Below are 17,535 nucleotides of genomic sequence, written 5' to 3'. Positions count from 1 at the left end.
CGGCCTTTTTCGTATCCTTTGGGGCGGGCTGTGTCGGCGGGGCGAGAAGGAACGGGAAACCTTCCATCGGCACTGCGAACCGATCATATCCTCAGGCAGCGTAGGTGGAGAGCGCAGTGCTACACCTGAGAGAAGCGCCAACATCGCCGACACGATTGAATTATTGGTTGCCAAAAATTGTTTTCAAGTCGGCCGACAATTCAGTGAACTCTCCGCTTGGCGGTGTAGCTGGAACCTTCAAAATGGCTAACTTCGGAAATTCTACAGCCTAAAGGCTGGGGTCTCGTCCACCTCCAATGAGACACCTCGCCCGAGGTTCTCGATCATCTCGGCGTGCAGGACCACCATCTCAACGTAGTTCCCCTGCTTCACCAGAACGGCGTCATGTCCCATCTCGATCAAACGCTCGCGAACACCCTTGTTTGGTCGGAATACGCGCTTCCGCTCCATCATCTCGCCATAAGGCAGATCGAGATCGACGATGTATGGGCTTTCGCAGGCGATCTGGACGACATAAGGGTCTTTCTCGCCAGAATACTGGTGACCGAGGCTGAGGTCGTTGGAACAATAAAAGCCGCGCCCGAAAGCGCAGCCATCTCTTGTCATGCTGAGATCGAACTCGGAAAAGTCCTGCTCGGAACCGTGGTAGAGGATGATTTCCATCAGATCACATCTTTGGGGCAGGGGCCTCGTCATCGGCGACCGCTGGTTCAGCTGCAGGCTTCGCTTCGGTCAGAATCTTCGGCTGCGCACCTTTGTTGATCACCGTGTAGCCAGCTTCCTTGAGGGCTTCAACAAGACGGATTGGGGTGTCAGCAGGCTTGTACTCAGCTATCCAGGCTTGACGATTGAAGTTCAACTCAAAACCGTTCTTTTTGTAGATCCGAGCAAGCTTACGGCTCTCAGTCTCAGACGGAAATGGCTCCAACGCGGTTCGGAACGCTACAGCACCTGAGACGGGACCATAATTCTCATCGCGCCACGTAATTGTCAGGACCTTTTCTTTCGCAGCTCTAGCCATCATCGATCTCCTTGGATTCGTGCATTCACTGTATCCGATGGCCTTGCAAGACGGAACTTCCTGATCGACAATTTAGGTCTCAGCGGACATGCCCCACTGGCCTAAGCCATGCGCGGTTCGCACCCCGGCGTACATGGCCTCCCTATCGGACACCGTGTACGCCATTTTTTCTCGATCAAATACAAACTCACAATAGGAATTTTCCCATTCAATCATTAAAAAGGCCGGAACCAAAGCTCCGGCCTTTTTCGCATAATTTCATATTTGGCGTTGTCAGTGACCTAATGAAGCCACCCCAAGAAGGAGTTGAAGATCAGCCGATCCACGTCCGGTCAGGCCATTCCTCCACCCGAAACTGTGAATCATTAGGTAACCAGGAGGAATTCTCTACCCAGTTCGTGTGGTCTTTCGCGGAAGCAAAATATCGCCACTTGCCATCCACCTCTTTGGCTATAAGCGGAGTGCTATGATTATCGAAACAAACAGTGTCATTACGGGCGCTTAAGCCACTCATCACGAATACGAGATTGTTGTCATCGAGAATAGGTTTATGCTCCGCTCGAAACAACTCAGGGATACGTTGAATGTCTTTTCGGAATGCCAACACGAATTTACGGGCGATAAATGGTTTTGGCTTTGAACCCCTAGAAATTTGTGAAATGACCCTTGCGTTGAGCGGACATATTCCAAAAGACAGTTCCGACCAGACGTATATTTCACATCCACTTGGCTTTTCGGGTACATTCCAGATGTTCTGATGGCCTTGAATGCTAACTTTGAACTGATAACTCATTTTTGAATTCCCTAAACATTTAGATGAAAGAGCTATCCTGATTTTTCGTTCTGCAAGATTCTAGCTTCGTCACAGATCAAGGGAACGTGCGACAGTGGTAGTTGTTACAATTTGTACCCCACTCCAGAAGCACTCTATGTAACACAAGCCACACTGACTATGACGGCACACCGATGCATTTGTGCAGCTCGCTGCAGGGCGGTAGCCATGCGGTTCAATATCTCCGCAACGAGTTTCAGTGCAGCCGACTGACCAAAAATAGGAACCGAACATGAAGGCGAGGAGGGCACAACATGTTCGGTCAATCCGTCGAGAAGGTGAGAAAGATCAGGATGCCAGCCGCTTCCTTAGATCGGCATTTTCAACCCTCAGCTTGTCAGCCAACATCTTCCTGTAGCGCTTGTTTTCTGCCTCCAGTTGCACGATTTCCTCAGAAAGACTCATCTCAGGATTTACCTTCGCTGGCGCTTCAACTCTCGGCGCGTCCTTCTTCCAGGTGTAATAAGTCCTTTTGCTGATACCAGCTTGCTGCAGCGCCTTCTTGAGCGTGTGCTTACCATTCTCGGTGAGGGAAGCGATCTTATCGAGAATTTTGCTTCTGTCCCGTGAAGTCTTGGTCACCACTTTAGCTGAAGTAGCTGGTTTAACAGAAATAGGCTTCTTTCCCTCGATCATAGCAACAGGGCTTTCAGGCTTGATGTCGATGGCTTCCTTTGACTGTTTTTCATGATCAACGTTGTTTTCTTCGGTCATTGGTCGTCGTCTCCGTTCTCATTCAAATCATAATCCCAACAACCACCGGGATTATTGCGATTCAGACCACGGTAGCAGTCATGCGCACTATTCGCGTTTCATCCCTTCAAATCAACTGCCTAATTTACGGAACGGAAAGGAGGCGAATGCCGATGTTACATTCAATACACGACACAGGCGAAATGAACCGAATGTAACCAAATGCTGTGTTCGCTTCCTCCATTCGGCTTCTAAGCCTGAGATTGCAAAAAAACGGGACCCATCTCAAATGTTACATCATGGTCCCAGACTCTGCCTATAGGGATATTTTGTAACAGCCGCTTGACTTCCGCCAGTTGTTACATTATGGTCCCAGACTCTGCCTATGGGGATATTTTGTAACAATGAATGAGGCCGCCAAACATCCTGCTGTCGAACTTCTTCAGAAGTCGCCCACACCACTTCGCACTTCCGATTTCGTGGCTGAAGGCATCAACCGCATGACGCTTCACAGGCTTGTTGCGAAAGGCGAGATTGAGCGCGTTGGCGCTGGTCTGTTCAGACTTCCAGAATTTACAAGCGAATACGCAGACTGGGCTGCGATTGCTCTTCGTTACCCGGATGCTGTCATCTGCACCCAATCGGCCGCGACATTTCATAGGACGACACAGGACCTAGTTGGTGAAATCCACGTCATGAGACCACACAAGGATAGCCAACGGTCTACTTTGGCTTCCAGTTTCCCTGTGGGCACAAGAGTTGTCCGTGTGCGCAACGAACACGGCGTTGACCCATTCTCTTATGGAATTGAAGAACACATCATCGACAACATCCCAATAAAAATCACCGATCTGGAGCGAACCCTGGTCGACATGTTCCGTTTTAGCGCCTTCAACCCGTCCTTAAGAAGTGGGCAGGGGCATATCTCTGAAGAGTCCCTCTTGGTTTGCATGGAAAGAACCCTGTCCCGAAGAGGATTCTCCATCGACAAGCTAACTGATTATGCTGAGAAGGCGGGTATCCGCAGAGCCATGTCTCCGCTACTAAAAACATCGTTGCACATTGTCTCAAGCCTTCCTGAGGAACACTACAGTACATCGCCTTGAACCAATCTTACAATTTACTCTAAGACGCGTATTTTGGTGTAAAATGTAACACAAAAAGCTCCCATTTTGTTACTTTCTTGACTCCCTGTTCTAATAGACTTAACAGGGAGTCATTTTATGAAAAACGTTGGCGCAAGTGTTCAGGCCAAACTAAAAAATTTATCTAAAACAGTAGACTTAGACGTGCCTTCTCTTTTGCGCCGTTATGTTCAGGAGCGTCTTCTTTATCGCTTGTCTGTCTCTGACGAGGCGAACAACTTCGTGCTCAAGGGCGGCCTGCTCATGGCTGCCTACAACAACGGCAATCTGATGCGTCCTACAGAAGACATCGACTTCAGCGGTATTTCTCCCGAAGGTAACGTCGAACGGTTGAGATCCGCTCTCGTGAAAATTCTGGCGCTAGATGTGCCGGATGATGGTGTTGAATTCATTATGGAGACGATGTCTGTAAAAAAAGATCGGACAGGCATCATTCCCGGAGGGAAGATCGCGATGTTCGCCAAGGTGGGAACAGCGAAAGTGGAGCTGAAAATCGACGTCGGGTTTGGAAATCCTGTGACACCGGAAGTCAGAATGATCGAATTTCCCACCATACTCGATGGAGGCATACCTCGTCCTGTGATGAACAGCTATCCGCTTGAGACCGTAATTGCAGAAAAGCTGCATGCAATGGCGCAGTTCGGCATTCAGAATACCCGCCTCAAGGACTATTACGATATCTGGATGATGACGAAGCTGCAGGAGTTCGACGGTGACATCATCTCAGATGCAATTGAGACCACCTTCCAGCATCAAGAGCGACCGATTCCTGAAACCTTCATAGGGTTATCAGAGAAGTTCGTCGCTGAGAGCGACAGGGCCTGGAAGGACTTCTTGCGCAAGCTGCCAGGCAAGCCCAATTATCAGTTCGACGAAGTAGTCGACACCCTCAATGATTTTCTTGGACCGCTCATTGAGAATGCCCGTTCTGGTGACAGGCCTGGGACGATATGGTCGCCCGATGCAGGTTGGTCGGGAAGGGGATTAAAATTATAGAAATTGAAAATCGCACTTAAATCTTGCACGCAGATTTGTTGTTCTGAGGATAGCCTCAATTCCGGCGCATATTTGGAAATCGTAAACTCATTGTTCGATAGCGGAAAATGGTGGCAAGCCAATTTGGATTTCCACCATTTTTATTATATAACGTCGCCGTTCTAAATCGAACGTGGCGATAAGCCTTCGATGTCGGAGACCAGCGCCTCCGTGATCGCGTCAGGGCGGTTTAGCAGCGGCAGAGCCGACGCGCGTCCTCTCTGCCTTCAAGTCGTGCTCGGTTACCTTGAAATTATTGAGCACGACCATTTTCCTTATCTGCTATTTGGAGACTCATTGCAGATTATGTATTTTGTTGAACCTGCTGGGGTCAAAACACCATTATTGCACGTATGCTGCGCCCTAATAGTGTTGCAATACCTGTTTACATTAGAAGAATACAGATATTGTGTTACCCCATGGCTCACGGTTCCGTCTCTAACAGGGCAGTTTTTTGGCTTATCCACAACACATGTTTTGCTGCCATAAGAACCCGACACAACGCCGTTGGTGCAGGTTCTGGCCTGTGACGCACATGTGCTTCCATAAGGCACAGTCGCAGCCTGATATGCGGTCACGGAAGAGCCATGAGCGAGAGCTGCTCCCCACGGATCGGTACAATTCAGAGGTGCCGTAACGGTGCACGCCTTGTTGGCATAAGTTCCTGAAAGAGTTCCGTTTGAACAGGTTCTGGACTGTGATGTGCATGTAGCGTTCCATGCCACTGTCGCCGCCTGATAAGCGGTAACCGCAGCACCGTGGTTCACTGCCGTCCCCCAAGGGGTGCTGCAATTTTTCACACAGGAACTGTTGGTGTAGGTGCCTGACAACACGCCATTGGTGCAAGTTCTGGACTGCGGCGTACATGTCCCATCAGAAGGTACAGACGCAGCCTGGAAGGCGGTAACCGAGGAGCCGTGATTGACCGTTCCACCCCATGGGGCCGTGCAATTTAGCGGGGTTGTGACAGTACATGCCTTGTTGGCATAAGTTCCCGACAGCACTCCGTTGGTGCAGGTTCTGGCCTGCGAGGCGCACGTGCCATTCCAAGGCACAGATGCAGCTTGATAAGCCGTCACCGAGGAGCCGTGGCTAACCGTTCCACCCCAAGGATCGGTACAATTCAGAGGGGTGGTCACAGCACACGTTTTGTTGCCATAGGTTCCTGACAGAGTGCCGTTACTGCAAGTTCTGGACTGAGACGTGCAGGTTCCATCCCAAGGCACAGATGCGGATTGATAAGCGGTAACCGCAGCACCGTGGTTCACTGCCGTTCCCCAAGGGGTGGAGCAATTTTTTACGCAGGAACTGTTGGCGTAAGTTCCTGAGAGAGTGCCGTTGGTGCATGTTCTGGTCTGTGAAGCACATGTCCCGTCCGAAGCCACAGACGCAGTTTGATAAGCCGTAGTTGAAGCGCCGTGATTCACGGTCGTGCCCCAGGGCGTTGTGCAATTTGTTGGAGCAGTGACTGCGCACGCTTTATTGGAATAGGTCCCTGACAACACGCCATTGGTGCAGGTTCTGGCCTGTGAGGTGCAGGTAGCATCCCAAGGCACAGACGCGGCCTGATAAGCGGTGACGGAGGAGCCGTGATTAACAGTTCCGCCCCAAGGATCGGTGCAATTAAGAGGGGCAGTTACCGTACATGATTTATTGGCATAAGTTCCCGAGAGAGTACCGTTGGCGCAAGTTCTGCTCTGAGACGTGCAGGTCGCATTCCAGGCCACAGTTTCAGCCTTATAAGCCGTAACGGACGAACCGCTGTTTACTGCTGTGCCCCAAGGCGTCGTGCAATTTTTCACACAGGTGCTGTTGGCATAAGAACCAGACAGCGTCCCGTTGGTGCAAGTTCTGGTTTGAGATGTACATGTCCCATCAGAAGGCACCGACGCAGCCTGGAAAGCAGTAATAGAGGAGCCGTGATTTACGGTTCCGCCCCAAGGAGCCGTGCAATTATCCGGCGTAGTCACTACGCATGTTTTATTGGAATAGGACCCTGACAAAGTGCCGTTATCACAGGTTCTCGTTTCTGGAGAACATGTCCCGTTCCAAGCCACCGACGATGTTTGATAAGCAGTCGTTGAAGCGCCATGAGCAAGCGTTCCACCCCATGGAAGTGTACAAACAGACGGCGCTGCTACAGAGCAAGTTCCGAATGTGTAGGAACCCGAAAGCGTCCCGTTCGTGCATGTTCTAGTTTGCGATGTGCACGTATTTCCAAAAGACACACTCGCAGCCGCATATGCTGTCGTAGTGGCACCATGATTTACCGTGGCACCCCATGGCGCAGTGCAATTGCCAGGAGCTGAAACTACGAACGACACATTATTAGAAGCTGAACGCGCGTTGGCATCTGTCGCAACGACCGCGAAAGAGTAGGTATTTGCAACAGTTGGAATGCCTGACAATACGCCGCCCGAAGACAGCGCCAATCCCGTAGGGAGTTTGCCCGTAATGGACCACGAATAACCAGGTTTCCCGCCCGCTACAGTGAACGCGTAGTTCACGTTGGTGATGCCAGCAATCGCTGGATCGAGGTTTGCAGAGGATATTACAATCTGCGGCCTAGTGGCAAAATCGTAGGCTCTCGATACGGACTTACCATTTACGTCAGTAACCGTGATGGTTGACGTGACAGTCCCCTCTAATGACGGGACTCCCGATATGACGCCAGTTGAGGAATTAATGCTCAGTCCTTGCGGAAGCTTTGTTGCAGACCACGCATAAGGCGCTTTTCCGCCGCTCACGGCCGGAGCTGCACCTTCAGAGGCTGTGTAGGCAACTCCTACGTATGGGTCGCTATAAATCTTGGCCTGGAGTGCCAAAGCCCCCTTGGTTGAAAGACCGTATTTTCTCGACACGGTTCGCGAATTTACGTCTGTTGCAAAAATCGTCACCGTCGAGTCAGCTACTACAGTAGGAACCCCTGAAATCTGCCCCGACGCATTCATCGTCATACCTGCTGGCAAACCAGTGGCCGACCAGGCAATTGGGGACTTACCTCCGCTCAATGCAGGAGGCTGACCATCAGCAGCATCGTATGCCGTTCCCACATAGGCGTCAGCGAATGTCTTTGCGGCCAATGCAAGCTGATTATAGGTCGACATGGTGAAGGATTTAACGGCATTTTTCCCGTTAAAATCCGACAACTGGACTGTCGTGGCGACTGTCTCTTTGGTCGTCGCAACACCAGAAATTTTACCTGTCGACGGACTAATGGAAATGCCGCTCGGCAAGTTCGAAGCACCCCACGCGATTGGCGTACGTCCACCGCTACCTTTCAAATCGAACTGGAATGTTTCACCAACATAAATATCCGGTATTGAGACCGTGCTTATATTCGGAAGCTGATAAATCCCCAGCGAAATTGGCAGATCAAAGAACTGTGTCGAGCCGTCCGCAACTTTGGCAACCAGATTTGATACTCCGGCTGTTTGAGGTGTCCCACTGAACCGTCCATCGGCATGAAAAGTCAAACCATCAGGCGCTACTCCAGAGGACAAATACCAGACATATGGAGACTCGCCACCCGATGCATTCACCGAACCGGAATATGGAAGGCCTACATACCCATCACTGATCGCGCTCGTTGCGAACAACGCATCGTACACTTCGATCAATGCATCTGCAGACTTATTTCTCCCATTGCCATCAGACACGCTGATTACTGAATTATAATTTCCCTTGGTCGTTGCAGTGCCTCTGATTCTTGTTCCAGACAACGTCAACCCATTGGGAAGAACACCGCTGCTGACTGTAGCTGTGTAGGGAGATTTGCCGCCATTAATGTTCAGATCAATGGTCGCGCTTTTACCAACAACAAGTCTTCTGATGATAGGAGCAACACTCAGTGGCTCGTACACTCTGATTGAGTTGGGTCTAACCGTATAGGTACTATTGAAGCTGTCGGTAAGTTCAAACGATATGCCACCATATGTTCCACCAGCCAGAGGAACGCCACCCAAGAAGCCAGTTTCAGACAGGCTCAATCCAGAGGGGAGGGGTGATCCCGAATTACGCCAAGAGACTTTCCCGTCGCCTCCGACATAAGTTCCCTGGATGCCTACTGTTTCACCGACGTAGAGGTCTGGTATAGCGAGATGAGCGTCGCTTATGCCTTTAGGCACTACACCCGCAGGCCTTTCGAAATTTAGACGGAAATAATAAACGCTCTCCTGCGCCGAAGCAGGAATGCCATTTAATAAGAATAACGCAGAAAACACACCTACAATCTTGCGCATGACATACTCCACTCCCCATTTGGGGGATAAGGTTCCCTGTCAAGTGCAATTAATCAAATCGCCGGTGGAACTAAATGAATCGCAGCCTGCGATTTCAGTCAAAAAGAGGCACTCAAACTCACAATTCGAGTGCCTCTTAGTTATTCTCCCTTATTTGTCCTCGACTTCCTCATACTCGGCGTCGACCACATCGTCACCGGATGCCGATGTCCGTGCCTCGTTGCCAGCATCGGCTTCTGGAGCTTCAGGGCTTGCCGCATAGACGGATTCACCCATCTTCATGAGCTTCTGCATCAGGTTCTTGGAGGCCTCCTCGATCTTGTCGAGATTCTCGCCTTCGGTTGCAGACTTCAGGATCGCGATAGCGCCCTCGATGTCCGAACGAACAGCCGCAGGAAGCTTGTCGCCATAGTCGTTGAGGGCACTCTGCGCCGAGTTGATCTCGCCTTCGGCCTTGTTCCTGGCCTCGACCAGCGCGCGACGCTTCTTGTCAGCTTCAGCGTTGATCTCGGCATCGCGCACCATCTTCTCGATATCTGCATCAGAGAGGCCACCGGACGACTGAATGCGGACCTGATGCTCCTTGCCAGTGCCCTTGTCCTTGGCCGAGACGTTGACGATACCGTTGGCGTCGATGTCGAAGGTCACTTCAATCTGCGGAACGCCACGCGGTGCCGGAGGAATGCCAACGAGATCGAACTGAGCCAGAAGCTTGTTGTCAGCAGCCATCTCGCGCTCGCCCTGAGACACACGGATCGTTACGGCTGACTGCCCATCTTCTGCCGTCGAGAAGGTCTGCGACTTCTTGGTCGGGATGGTCGTGTTGCGCTCGATCAGACGAGTGAATACGCCGCCGAGCGTTTCGATACCCAGCGAAAGCGGGGTCACGTCGAGGAGAAGGACGTCCTTCACATCACCCTTCAAGACGCCACCCTGAATTGCCGCACCCATAGCCACGACTTCATCCGGATTGACGCCCTTATGCGGGTCCTTGCCGAAGAAGCTCTTCACGACCTCCTGAATCTTCGGCATGCGGGTCATGCCACCGACCAGAACCACTTCATCGATCTCAGCGGCAGCGAGACCAGCATCCTTGAGCGCCTTACGGCACGGCTCAATGGTGCGCTGAACCAGATCTTCGACCAACGCCTCCAGCTTTGAGCGAGAAAGCTTGATTGCGAGGTGCTTTGGACCAGAAGCGTCAGCGGTGATGAATGGCAGGTTCACTTCTGTCTGCTGAGCGGAAGAAAGCTCGATCTTAGCCTTCTCGGCGGCTTCCTTCAGACGCTGGAGAGCCATCTTGTCACCACGAAGGTCGAGACCTTGTTCCTTCTTGAATTCGTCGGCCAGGTAGTTGACCAGCGTCATGTCGAAGTCTTCGCCACCGAGCGCCGTATCGCCATTGGTGGCCTTCACCTCGAAGATGCCGTCGCCAATTTCGAGGATCGAGACGTCGAATGTACCGCCACCGAGGTCATAGACGGCAATTGTCTTGCCATCGCTCTTGTCGAGGCCGTAGGCCAGCGCAGCAGCAGTAGGCTCGTTGACGATACGCAGGACTTCGAGACCAGCGATCTTGCCTGCGTCCTTGGTCGCCTGTCGCTGCGCGTCATTGAAGTAAGCCGGAACGGTAATAACCGCTTGGCTGACGCTTTCTCCGAGATACGCCTCGGCCGTTTCCTTGAGCTTGCGAAGAGTGATCGCCGAGATTTCGGATGGGGAATACTTTTTGCCTTCGACTTCGACCCATGCGTCACCGTTCGGACCAGCGACGACAGCGTAAGGAAGCTTGTTCAGCGACTTCTCAAACCGACGACCAATAAGACGCTTGACCGCGAAGATGGTGCCAGACGGGTTCATGACAGACTGAGCGCGAGCTGGCTGTCCAACGAGCTGTTCTCCGCCATCGGAAAAACCAACTACAGACGGGGTCGTGCGAGCGCCCATTTCGTTTTCGATGATTTTCACATTCGAACCGTCCATGACGGCAACGCACGAATTCGTCGTACCCAGATCGATGCCGATAATTTTCGCCATTTATTACCTCTCCTAAATTGAAATGGATGAGGCTTATATGGGAAAAAGCGGAGTTTAATCAAGGGATGTAATTCAAATAATACCGGAAATAACAAAGACTTTGATCGGCAGGGCCGTCGTCTAGTGCCAGATTTCAGCTTTCTTCGGACTATAGCGCTCAGGCAGGGAGGCAGAAACGTTGTTTGCGATTGCGTTCATGACTGCATCCTGCGTTTTCAGGGTTACAAAAATCATTCTCATAATCTCGATGTCCATGCTTTCGGCATGCTTACGCATTCTTTCAGCTGTATCGACAACCGCATCTTTAACGGCCCGTAGAATTGACTGTATTTCCTCTTCCGTCAGGTCTGCGTCTGCAAACTTCGGCTTGGCATGAACTGCCGCTAAATCCAGGATTTCTTGTTCTTTCCCAGAGTTGGCGTGCATGATGAGAACAATTGCAGACGCCTGAATTTGTTCAACCATATCAGGGTAGTGCTTCGACAAAAATTCATTGGTTGCCACCGGATGGCCCATGGAGTTCTCCATTCTTTCCGGGAAAAATATCCGCAATCATTGAATGATACCCCTCGATTGCGAACTGCGTCGAGCACTTTAACTTTAAAGTGCAGGACAAAAAGCAATATTCGGCTGTGGCTTTCAAAATTGAGGTTCATAATCAAGGAACCTAATTATTGGACAGTGTCATGGACGGGAACCGCTATCTCGACGCGCAGCTTGCAAGAGAGCTTCTGTTTAAGCTCGGAGAAGGCCTTGCGGCAAAAAACCTGACCGCAGAAATCGCACTTTATGGCGGTTCTTCACTTCTTTTCACCATCGACGGCCGCCAATCCACCAAGGACATCGATTATCTGAATATGGGTGAAAATAGCTTTGATCTGGAGGAAGTAAGCGCGAAAATTGGCGAGGAGTACGGTCTATCTAATAATTGGTTCGCAGACGTCACCGAAGTCATAGCTTCCGAAAATCCGGAATACAGCTTTCTTGGTGATTTTCCGCCTGAGAAGCCTGGTTTGCGGGTATTTACTGCCACGCCTGAATATGTTCTGGCCATGAAGATGAAAAGCCCACGCTCTTCATTTGAAGGAAACGACGTCAAGGATATATGGCTTTTGCTCGAACATTGCGGCATTTCGAATGCCGATAAGGCAATCGAATGGTTCGACAAATTTTTCCCTTCAGATAAGCTCTCTCAGCGTGATGTGGCCATCTTGAATGACATAATTGCATCACAACAAGCTGGTGAGGAATACAGCCCCATGATTGGCTGGTGAACCCAGTTGACAGCGCTTTATCAGCCATCCATGCTAAGCCATATGTCTATTGAATCACATTTCTCGCCGAAACCAAAAAGCATTGCTGAAGTCGCTCATAGTGTCCGCAACGGGCATGACTACACATGCGCGGTCAAGGAATTCCTAGACGAGGTCATTAATTCGACCGATGCGCCGGAAACGAGATACGGCTTTTATCAGATACCCAGCAGTTTTTATGAAGACGCGCCGATTGAACTGGACAGTCCGGCACATATGGCCCATCTTGCAGGCCTCGCTGAAAATCTCGCATTGCTAACTGGCTCTCAACCGCCTGCCTGGACCGAAGAAGAAGCATACTTCCTGAAAGAACCCGTCGTCCTAGGCGGTGCAAATAGCCGGGATCACATAATGGCCGAGACAGGCTCCGCATTCCGCCGCAGACTTCTGTTTTGCGGATCATCGCTCTCAAAACTCTTTAAGAAGCGCCCGCGTCCAGCCGCTTAAGGCTTCAATCCCACTTCTGGCGTCAGCTCAGCACGATATTTCTGCAGCTCTTCGAGCAGTGAATTTGGTGATATCAGAACGTCAAAATCGTCCATCGTGATGATGGGCTTGTCAGCAAGAGCGCTCAACGTATAACTGTGATCATCGCAGATCGCCCTGTAGAAGCCGTAGATGCGGTTCAGGCCCTTGACGTCTCGGACTGATATATTTCTGCAGTCGTCGTTCTTCAGAATGCCGAGCGTGCACGATAGTTCGTCCTCGTGATGCCAACTCAGGTAGACCAACTCAGCAGCCAGTTCCGCCATTTTTGAATAGCGTGGATTTATTGGGGCAGGGGCATCGATATCGACGATCAGGTCCTTGATGACCTCTTCCGCATTGGAAAGCCATTGGTCGTCGTAATTTCCAGCCTGATACCAAGCCAACCGCGCTTCTTCGAGCGCCTTGGGAAGAATCTCCTTCGCTTCCTGCTTCAGTTCGATTCCAGTGATCATGGTTCAGCGCCGTCGTTTGTGGATGCATCATCCTCAACGCTGATGACGAAATCAACAAGCACGGGATGATCCTGTAACCTTCGATATCCGTCCAAATGAAAAGGGCGAGCAAATGCCCGCCCATGTTGAAGTATGGATGCCTACCTTCAAACCCGAGGCGGCAAGACCTGGCCACGGCTTTCGATCAGCTTCGTGATTGCATCCGAAGGTACTGGCAAGGAGTTGGCAGCAATCGCCCATTCGACGTGAGCTTCAAGCTCCGTCAACTCATCAGCAGTCTCGACGCCGAGACTACGGATTGCGTCATTGGCCTTACGCAGATCGCCTTCCTGAGCGATGACTTCAGCCACTTCGCCAATGGTGACGTCGTGATAGACATCAACGATGCGCTTGCCGACCTGCAGGAAATATTCGCGCTCAATGGCTGCACGATAGATCGTCTCATAAACCTTCGACAGCATGGTCTGCTTGTTCGCACAAACCGCAATCAGGCGGCCAGACACACCATCCTTCGCCATTTCCTTGAAGAACTGCATCACGTGGTTGCGGAATGCGTTGTGCCCCTCTTCTGAGCCGTCAACTGGGCGGTTGAGCCGGAGGAAAATTTCAACGCGAGAGAAATCAACACCCAGCTCTTCGGCGGCGGTACGCAGATGACGCTGAATAAGGGCATAGGAGATCAGGGCAGAGATTTCGTCTTCCGAATAGCCCCACGAAACGATCTCACGCTTCATGTCGGCATAGGCATCCATGTAGTCGACGAACGCCTTGATTGCGGTATCGATGTTCTCTTCGCCTTCAAGAGCGCCACCGAGCGCTTCGATAACATGAACGAAGTCGTTTGGGCGCATGTGCTTGACCGAGCGGATAGCGCCTGCAAGAGCCGTTTCCGAGAATAGAACCGGAGCCACGCCGCAGATGCGCTTCACGTCATTGGAAGCGGCGACAACCAGGCCACGTGCGACTTCCAGCTTGTCGAGAATGTCACCCTGAGGGAATTGCGAGATGGAAATGCTCTCGCTGATGAAGTCTTCGGACGCGACGATGGAGTGCGAAGCGGCAAAGATCGTCAACATGGCTTCCACGGACAAATCTTCGATCATGAAAACGGTCTGAGCGCGGTCTCGCAGATACTGGACGCGATCCACGAAATCACGCAAACCAGCAACATTCCCACTCATCTTGTCGACAAGCTGCCGAAGTGGAGCCGAGCGCGCAGCTTCAAACTTTTCGATGGCTTCACGGAAATGATTGTTGGCACCGATCTTGTCAGCGATGACAACGGTCTGTGCGCTGAATGCCTTGATGTCAGAAATAGCCTGAAGGGCTGACCGAACGCTTGCAGGATCAGTAATCACGTTCCACACGAAGCTTCCCTGCGCGGCCGGACGCGGCAGGTTCGTCAAAGCGCGATAAATGATTCCCGCATCAGCATCACGTAGACGATCAGTGAAGCCCTTTCCGAGCCACTTTTCCAGAACCTTGCGTTCTGCGATGCCAACACCTGCGACTGCGCGAGCCTGGCGGTCATGGTAGATATCCAGAACCTCTTCAGCCTTCTTGGCGTCGACACGCACGTCTTCCTGTGGCTTGGCATCCACATTGACGCCCGCCTTCTCGGGCACAGGCAGGTTTTCAATCAGGTCAGTCATTATTTCTCTTCCACGGGTTTACGCGAGAATTTCGCAATTAATTCATGATGCTCGCAATTTTGTGGATTTGGCAAGATATTAGCCAAACAAAAACGGGCGAAATATCCGCCCATTTCAGGAAAATCAGCCAGCCCTGCCTAATTCGACAACTGCAATATGGAATTGCTTTAAATAATGAGATCGGCCGACGCTGAACATTCGTGCGCATTCGTGCCCGATATAATATCCAGCACAAGTGTGCAAATCCTTGAGCGTCGTTACATTCTCAGCTGCCTTTTCCATACGGTCGATGTACACGCGGACAAGCCTGATCGAAGCCTTAAGGGTCTCTGCCGCCGCTCGGAAATCCCACAAAGCCTTGAAGTTCTGCGTCATAAATGACGTCGATTTGCTCGTCGCGGAATTCTCAAGATCACGACGCACGCTGATGAGGTGCACAAGACGGGCTTCTGCTTGTTCCACATGGTGGTGCTCAGGATCGCACTTATTGATAGACGGCGGCCTATATCCGATCATTTCATTGAACAGCGGATCGACCTTAGCGCTGATCTCATCAGCAATACCGACCAGCTTGGTGCCCAGATCACGCATCCGCTTCAATTGATCATCAAAATCGCTGACACGGGAACCGTATTCGCTTCTGACGACGGAGTAGCCGTCATTGAGCAGCTGACTGAGAGAGGTCTGGACCTTCACAGCGCTCGTGACATCGAACTTGGCATCGAGCGGCACCGTCAGAATATGCTCCTCGAATGCGGCGGCCTCGCGCAATTTCCTGATGTCTTTCAGCACGTCAGCAATCTGATCATCGATCTTTGGGAAATATTTGCTGTCGCGTTCATACTCCCGCAAGCGCCCAATAACTTCAGATGCTGTTCCACTTTCATGATCGGTGTGCACCACGACATCGAGCAATCCATCCGCTTTGAGGACCCTTTGCAAGCTCTTCATCGCGAAACGCTCTGGCAAATCCTGGCGAACGCGAATGCCGATGCTGGTACCGACTGGCGAAATCGAGACAGCAATCCACCCGTGTTCGATGGCGTGCAGCATTACATGATTGGGGTCCATATCCGGCAGGTCGAAGACGCCCATGTCGGTAATAAGCTTGGCATGCTCCTACGGGCTTTCGAGTGCATAAATATCGCCGTGAGGTGAGAACCAATAGCCATGTGGCGAATAGACCTGCTCGACCTTAGACATTGGCCGACCTCTGATTGGCCTCGACGACGGCAATAGCCGCCTCGACCTTATCAAGAGCCGTATCCGAGATGCCGAGGGCGACGGTGCACTCGTGGCCGATATAGTAATCGGCGATGGACTGCATGCGTTCAAGGCCTTCGTCGTTGGCCCGCGACTTTTCAAGCTCCTTCATCATCACTCGCATATTGGAGCCGAGGCTGCTGGCGAAAGATGATGCCGAATTGATGGCCTGCACCAGCGGAGCAATCGTCACGATAATTTGCTTATGGTTATCGAGCACGGCCTGAGCGACTGCGGTTTCGTCGCGCAGCTTCTTTACCGCGATCAGCTGCTCTCCCAACGATCCGGACAGGTTGTATTCAGGCAGGTCTGTCGAAGGTTGCCAGTCATCGAAGCCCATTGAGCGATTAAAAGCGTCATTGAGCGTACCAGCAATCTGCTCACCATAAGCTGTCAGTTTCTGGCTTGCCTCGGTAACGACAGACATGAATTCATCGACGCTCGCGCCGCGACGGAGTGCGGAGTTTAAAACAATCTCATTGGCTTCATAGGGAAGCTTCCTGATATCCGTCAGTGCAGCACGCAGGCCGTCCAAATTGACCTTTTGAATGTCGAACCTGTTGGCCACGAAATCATACCAGCGCATATTCGCACGACGACGTTCAACCATCCGCACATGAAAGGCGACCTCATCTTCGATGTTCGGATAAGTCATTGAGTCACGTTCAATTTTCTGGAGACGCTCGATGACCGTTTTCACGGTGCCGCTGTCCTTGTCCGTGTGCACGATGATGTCAAATAGACCATCATCCTTCAGCACAGACTTCATTCTCATAAGCGCGCCCTTTTCAGGCAGATGATCGCGAACACGGATTCCTAGGCTACTGCCGACTGGCGAGATGGAAACAGCGATCCAGCCTTGTTCAATGGCATGACGCATGACCTCGTCAGGCGATGCACCTGGCAGATCAAAAACTCCCAAACTGGCAATAACTTCTGCATGAGATTGCGGAAGTTCGAGGCCGAAAACATCAGCCTGCGGCGAGAACCAGTAGCCAAATTTGGAATATTCGCTCATGGAGTGCTCCTTAGTTGGCGCTCTTAAATCATTTTAGCTACATAAAAACAAGCAAAATAAATTGACTTACAACCAATTATTGCGGATTAAATGGAAAACTTGGAGGTAGTAAATCAATGAATCCTTTTGCTTTAGTGGGTATTGTCTTAGCAATGGTGGTTTTTGGCGGCGCTGGCATGGATCAACTCGCCCGCAACAATCCCGTTGGAGGTGGCGTTCTGCTCTTAATTGGAGCAGGAATGATCTTCTCGTTCATTCTGATGGGCGGCGGCTTTGAGAAATCGAAATAGGTTGTCCACTGGGGAGAGGGCGACCTCCTCTGAGAGCCTGCCTAGGAAACAACC

At 51.4% G+C, this 17,535-nt stretch carries 16 protein-coding genes; 5 read left to right on the top strand and 11 right to left on the bottom strand.

Translation table 11 applies throughout. The features are described from left to right. Positions 1-261: 261 nt before the first annotated feature. From QU595_RS09630 to QU595_RS09615, 4 genes are all read right to left on the bottom strand, one after another. Positions 262-663, bottom strand: coding sequence for a DUF3990 domain-containing protein (locus tag QU595_RS09630; RefSeq protein WP_315921272.1), 402 nt, complete (start codon positions 661-663; stop codon positions 262-264). A gap of 4 nt (positions 664-667) precedes the next feature. Continuing rightward, positions 668-1,021, bottom strand: a complete 354-nt coding sequence (locus QU595_RS09625; protein ID WP_315921270.1) for a hypothetical protein — start codon at positions 1,019-1,021, stop codon at positions 668-670. A 313-nt stretch (positions 1,022-1,334) separates the two neighbouring features. Then, positions 1,335-1,814 (bottom strand): hypothetical protein, encoded by a 480-nt coding sequence (locus tag QU595_RS09620; protein WP_315921268.1) that lies wholly within the window; start codon positions 1,812-1,814, stop codon positions 1,335-1,337. A 327-nt stretch (positions 1,815-2,141) separates the two neighbouring features. Continuing rightward, positions 2,142-2,567: a transposase gene (locus tag QU595_RS09615; RefSeq protein WP_315921266.1), complete on the bottom strand. Its 426-nt coding sequence runs from the start codon at positions 2,565-2,567 to the stop codon at positions 2,142-2,144. 383 nt (positions 2,568-2,950) lie between these two features. Between QU595_RS09615 and QU595_RS09610 the strand changes: the two genes are divergently transcribed. Continuing rightward, positions 2,951-3,652, top strand: a complete 702-nt coding sequence (locus QU595_RS09610; RefSeq protein WP_315921264.1) for a type IV toxin-antitoxin system AbiEi family antitoxin domain-containing protein — start codon at positions 2,951-2,953, stop codon at positions 3,650-3,652. Positions 3,653-3,769: 117 nt separating this feature from the next. Beyond that, entirely contained in the window at positions 3,770-4,687 is a 918-nt protein-coding gene (locus tag QU595_RS09605; protein WP_315921262.1) for a nucleotidyl transferase AbiEii/AbiGii toxin family protein, read from the top strand. Between the two features lie 314 nt (positions 4,688-5,001). Here the strand turns inward: QU595_RS09605 and QU595_RS09600 are convergent, their stop codons facing one another. The 3 genes from QU595_RS09600 to QU595_RS09590 all read right to left on the bottom strand — a co-directional run bounded on the left by QU595_RS09600 (position 5,002) and on the right by QU595_RS09590 (position 11,520). Beyond that, on the bottom strand, positions 5,002-8,967 hold the full coding sequence (locus tag QU595_RS09600; RefSeq protein WP_315921260.1) for a putative Ig domain-containing protein: 3,966 nt from the start codon (positions 8,965-8,967) through the stop codon (positions 5,002-5,004). A gap of 150 nt (positions 8,968-9,117) precedes the next feature. Then, entirely contained in the window at positions 9,118-10,950 is a 1,833-nt protein-coding gene (dnaK, locus tag QU595_RS09595; protein ID WP_410000503.1) for a molecular chaperone DnaK, read from the bottom strand. A gap of 174 nt (positions 10,951-11,124) precedes the next feature. After that, positions 11,125-11,520 (bottom strand): hypothetical protein, encoded by a 396-nt coding sequence (locus QU595_RS09590; protein WP_315921257.1) that lies wholly within the window; start codon positions 11,518-11,520, stop codon positions 11,125-11,127. A gap of 170 nt (positions 11,521-11,690) precedes the next feature. Here QU595_RS09590 and QU595_RS09585 point away from each other — a divergent pair, with 170 nt between their 5' ends. Together QU595_RS09585 and QU595_RS09580 are read left to right on the top strand one after the other, a co-directional pair. After that, positions 11,691-12,278, top strand: coding sequence for a hypothetical protein (locus QU595_RS09585; protein ID WP_315921255.1), 588 nt, complete (start codon positions 11,691-11,693; stop codon positions 12,276-12,278). A gap of 6 nt (positions 12,279-12,284) precedes the next feature. Next, positions 12,285-12,764 carry a hypothetical protein gene (locus QU595_RS09580; protein WP_315921253.1) on the top strand — a complete coding sequence of 160 codons (480 nt, stop codon included), beginning with the start codon at positions 12,285-12,287 and terminating at the stop codon, positions 12,762-12,764. Here the strand turns inward: QU595_RS09580 and QU595_RS09575 are convergent. The 4 genes from QU595_RS09575 to QU595_RS09560 form a co-directional block, all read right to left on the bottom strand. Continuing rightward, positions 12,761-13,258 carry a hypothetical protein gene (locus QU595_RS09575; RefSeq protein ID WP_315921251.1) on the bottom strand — a complete coding sequence of 166 codons (498 nt, stop codon included), beginning with the start codon at positions 13,256-13,258 and terminating at the stop codon, positions 12,761-12,763. The genes QU595_RS09580 and QU595_RS09575 overlap by 4 nt on opposite strands. A gap of 146 nt (positions 13,259-13,404) precedes the next feature. Further along, entirely contained in the window at positions 13,405-14,910 is a 1,506-nt protein-coding gene (locus QU595_RS09570; RefSeq protein ID WP_315921249.1) for a hypothetical protein, read from the bottom strand. Positions 14,911-15,033: 123 nt separating this feature from the next. Continuing rightward, entirely contained in the window at positions 15,034-16,005 is a 972-nt protein-coding gene (locus tag QU595_RS09565; RefSeq protein WP_315921247.1) for a hypothetical protein, read from the bottom strand. 100 nt (positions 16,006-16,105) lie between these two features. Continuing rightward, positions 16,106-17,191: a hypothetical protein gene (locus QU595_RS09560; protein WP_315921246.1), complete on the bottom strand. Its 1,086-nt coding sequence runs from the start codon at positions 17,189-17,191 to the stop codon at positions 16,106-16,108. A 116-nt stretch (positions 17,192-17,307) separates the two neighbouring features. On the opposite strand from QU595_RS09560, the gene QU595_RS09555 reads away from it, so the two are divergent. Then, positions 17,308-17,481, top strand: coding sequence for a hypothetical protein (locus QU595_RS09555; RefSeq protein WP_315921244.1), 174 nt, complete (start codon positions 17,308-17,310; stop codon positions 17,479-17,481). Positions 17,482-17,535: the final 54 nt, after the last annotated feature.

It is taken from the genome of Mesorhizobium sp. SP-1A, from assembly GCF_032460275.1.
GTDB lineage: Bacteria > Pseudomonadota > Alphaproteobacteria > Rhizobiales > Rhizobiaceae > Mesorhizobium.
Note: the sequence above shows the minus strand (reverse complement) of the source record. Positions and strands in the feature narration are given on the sequence as shown.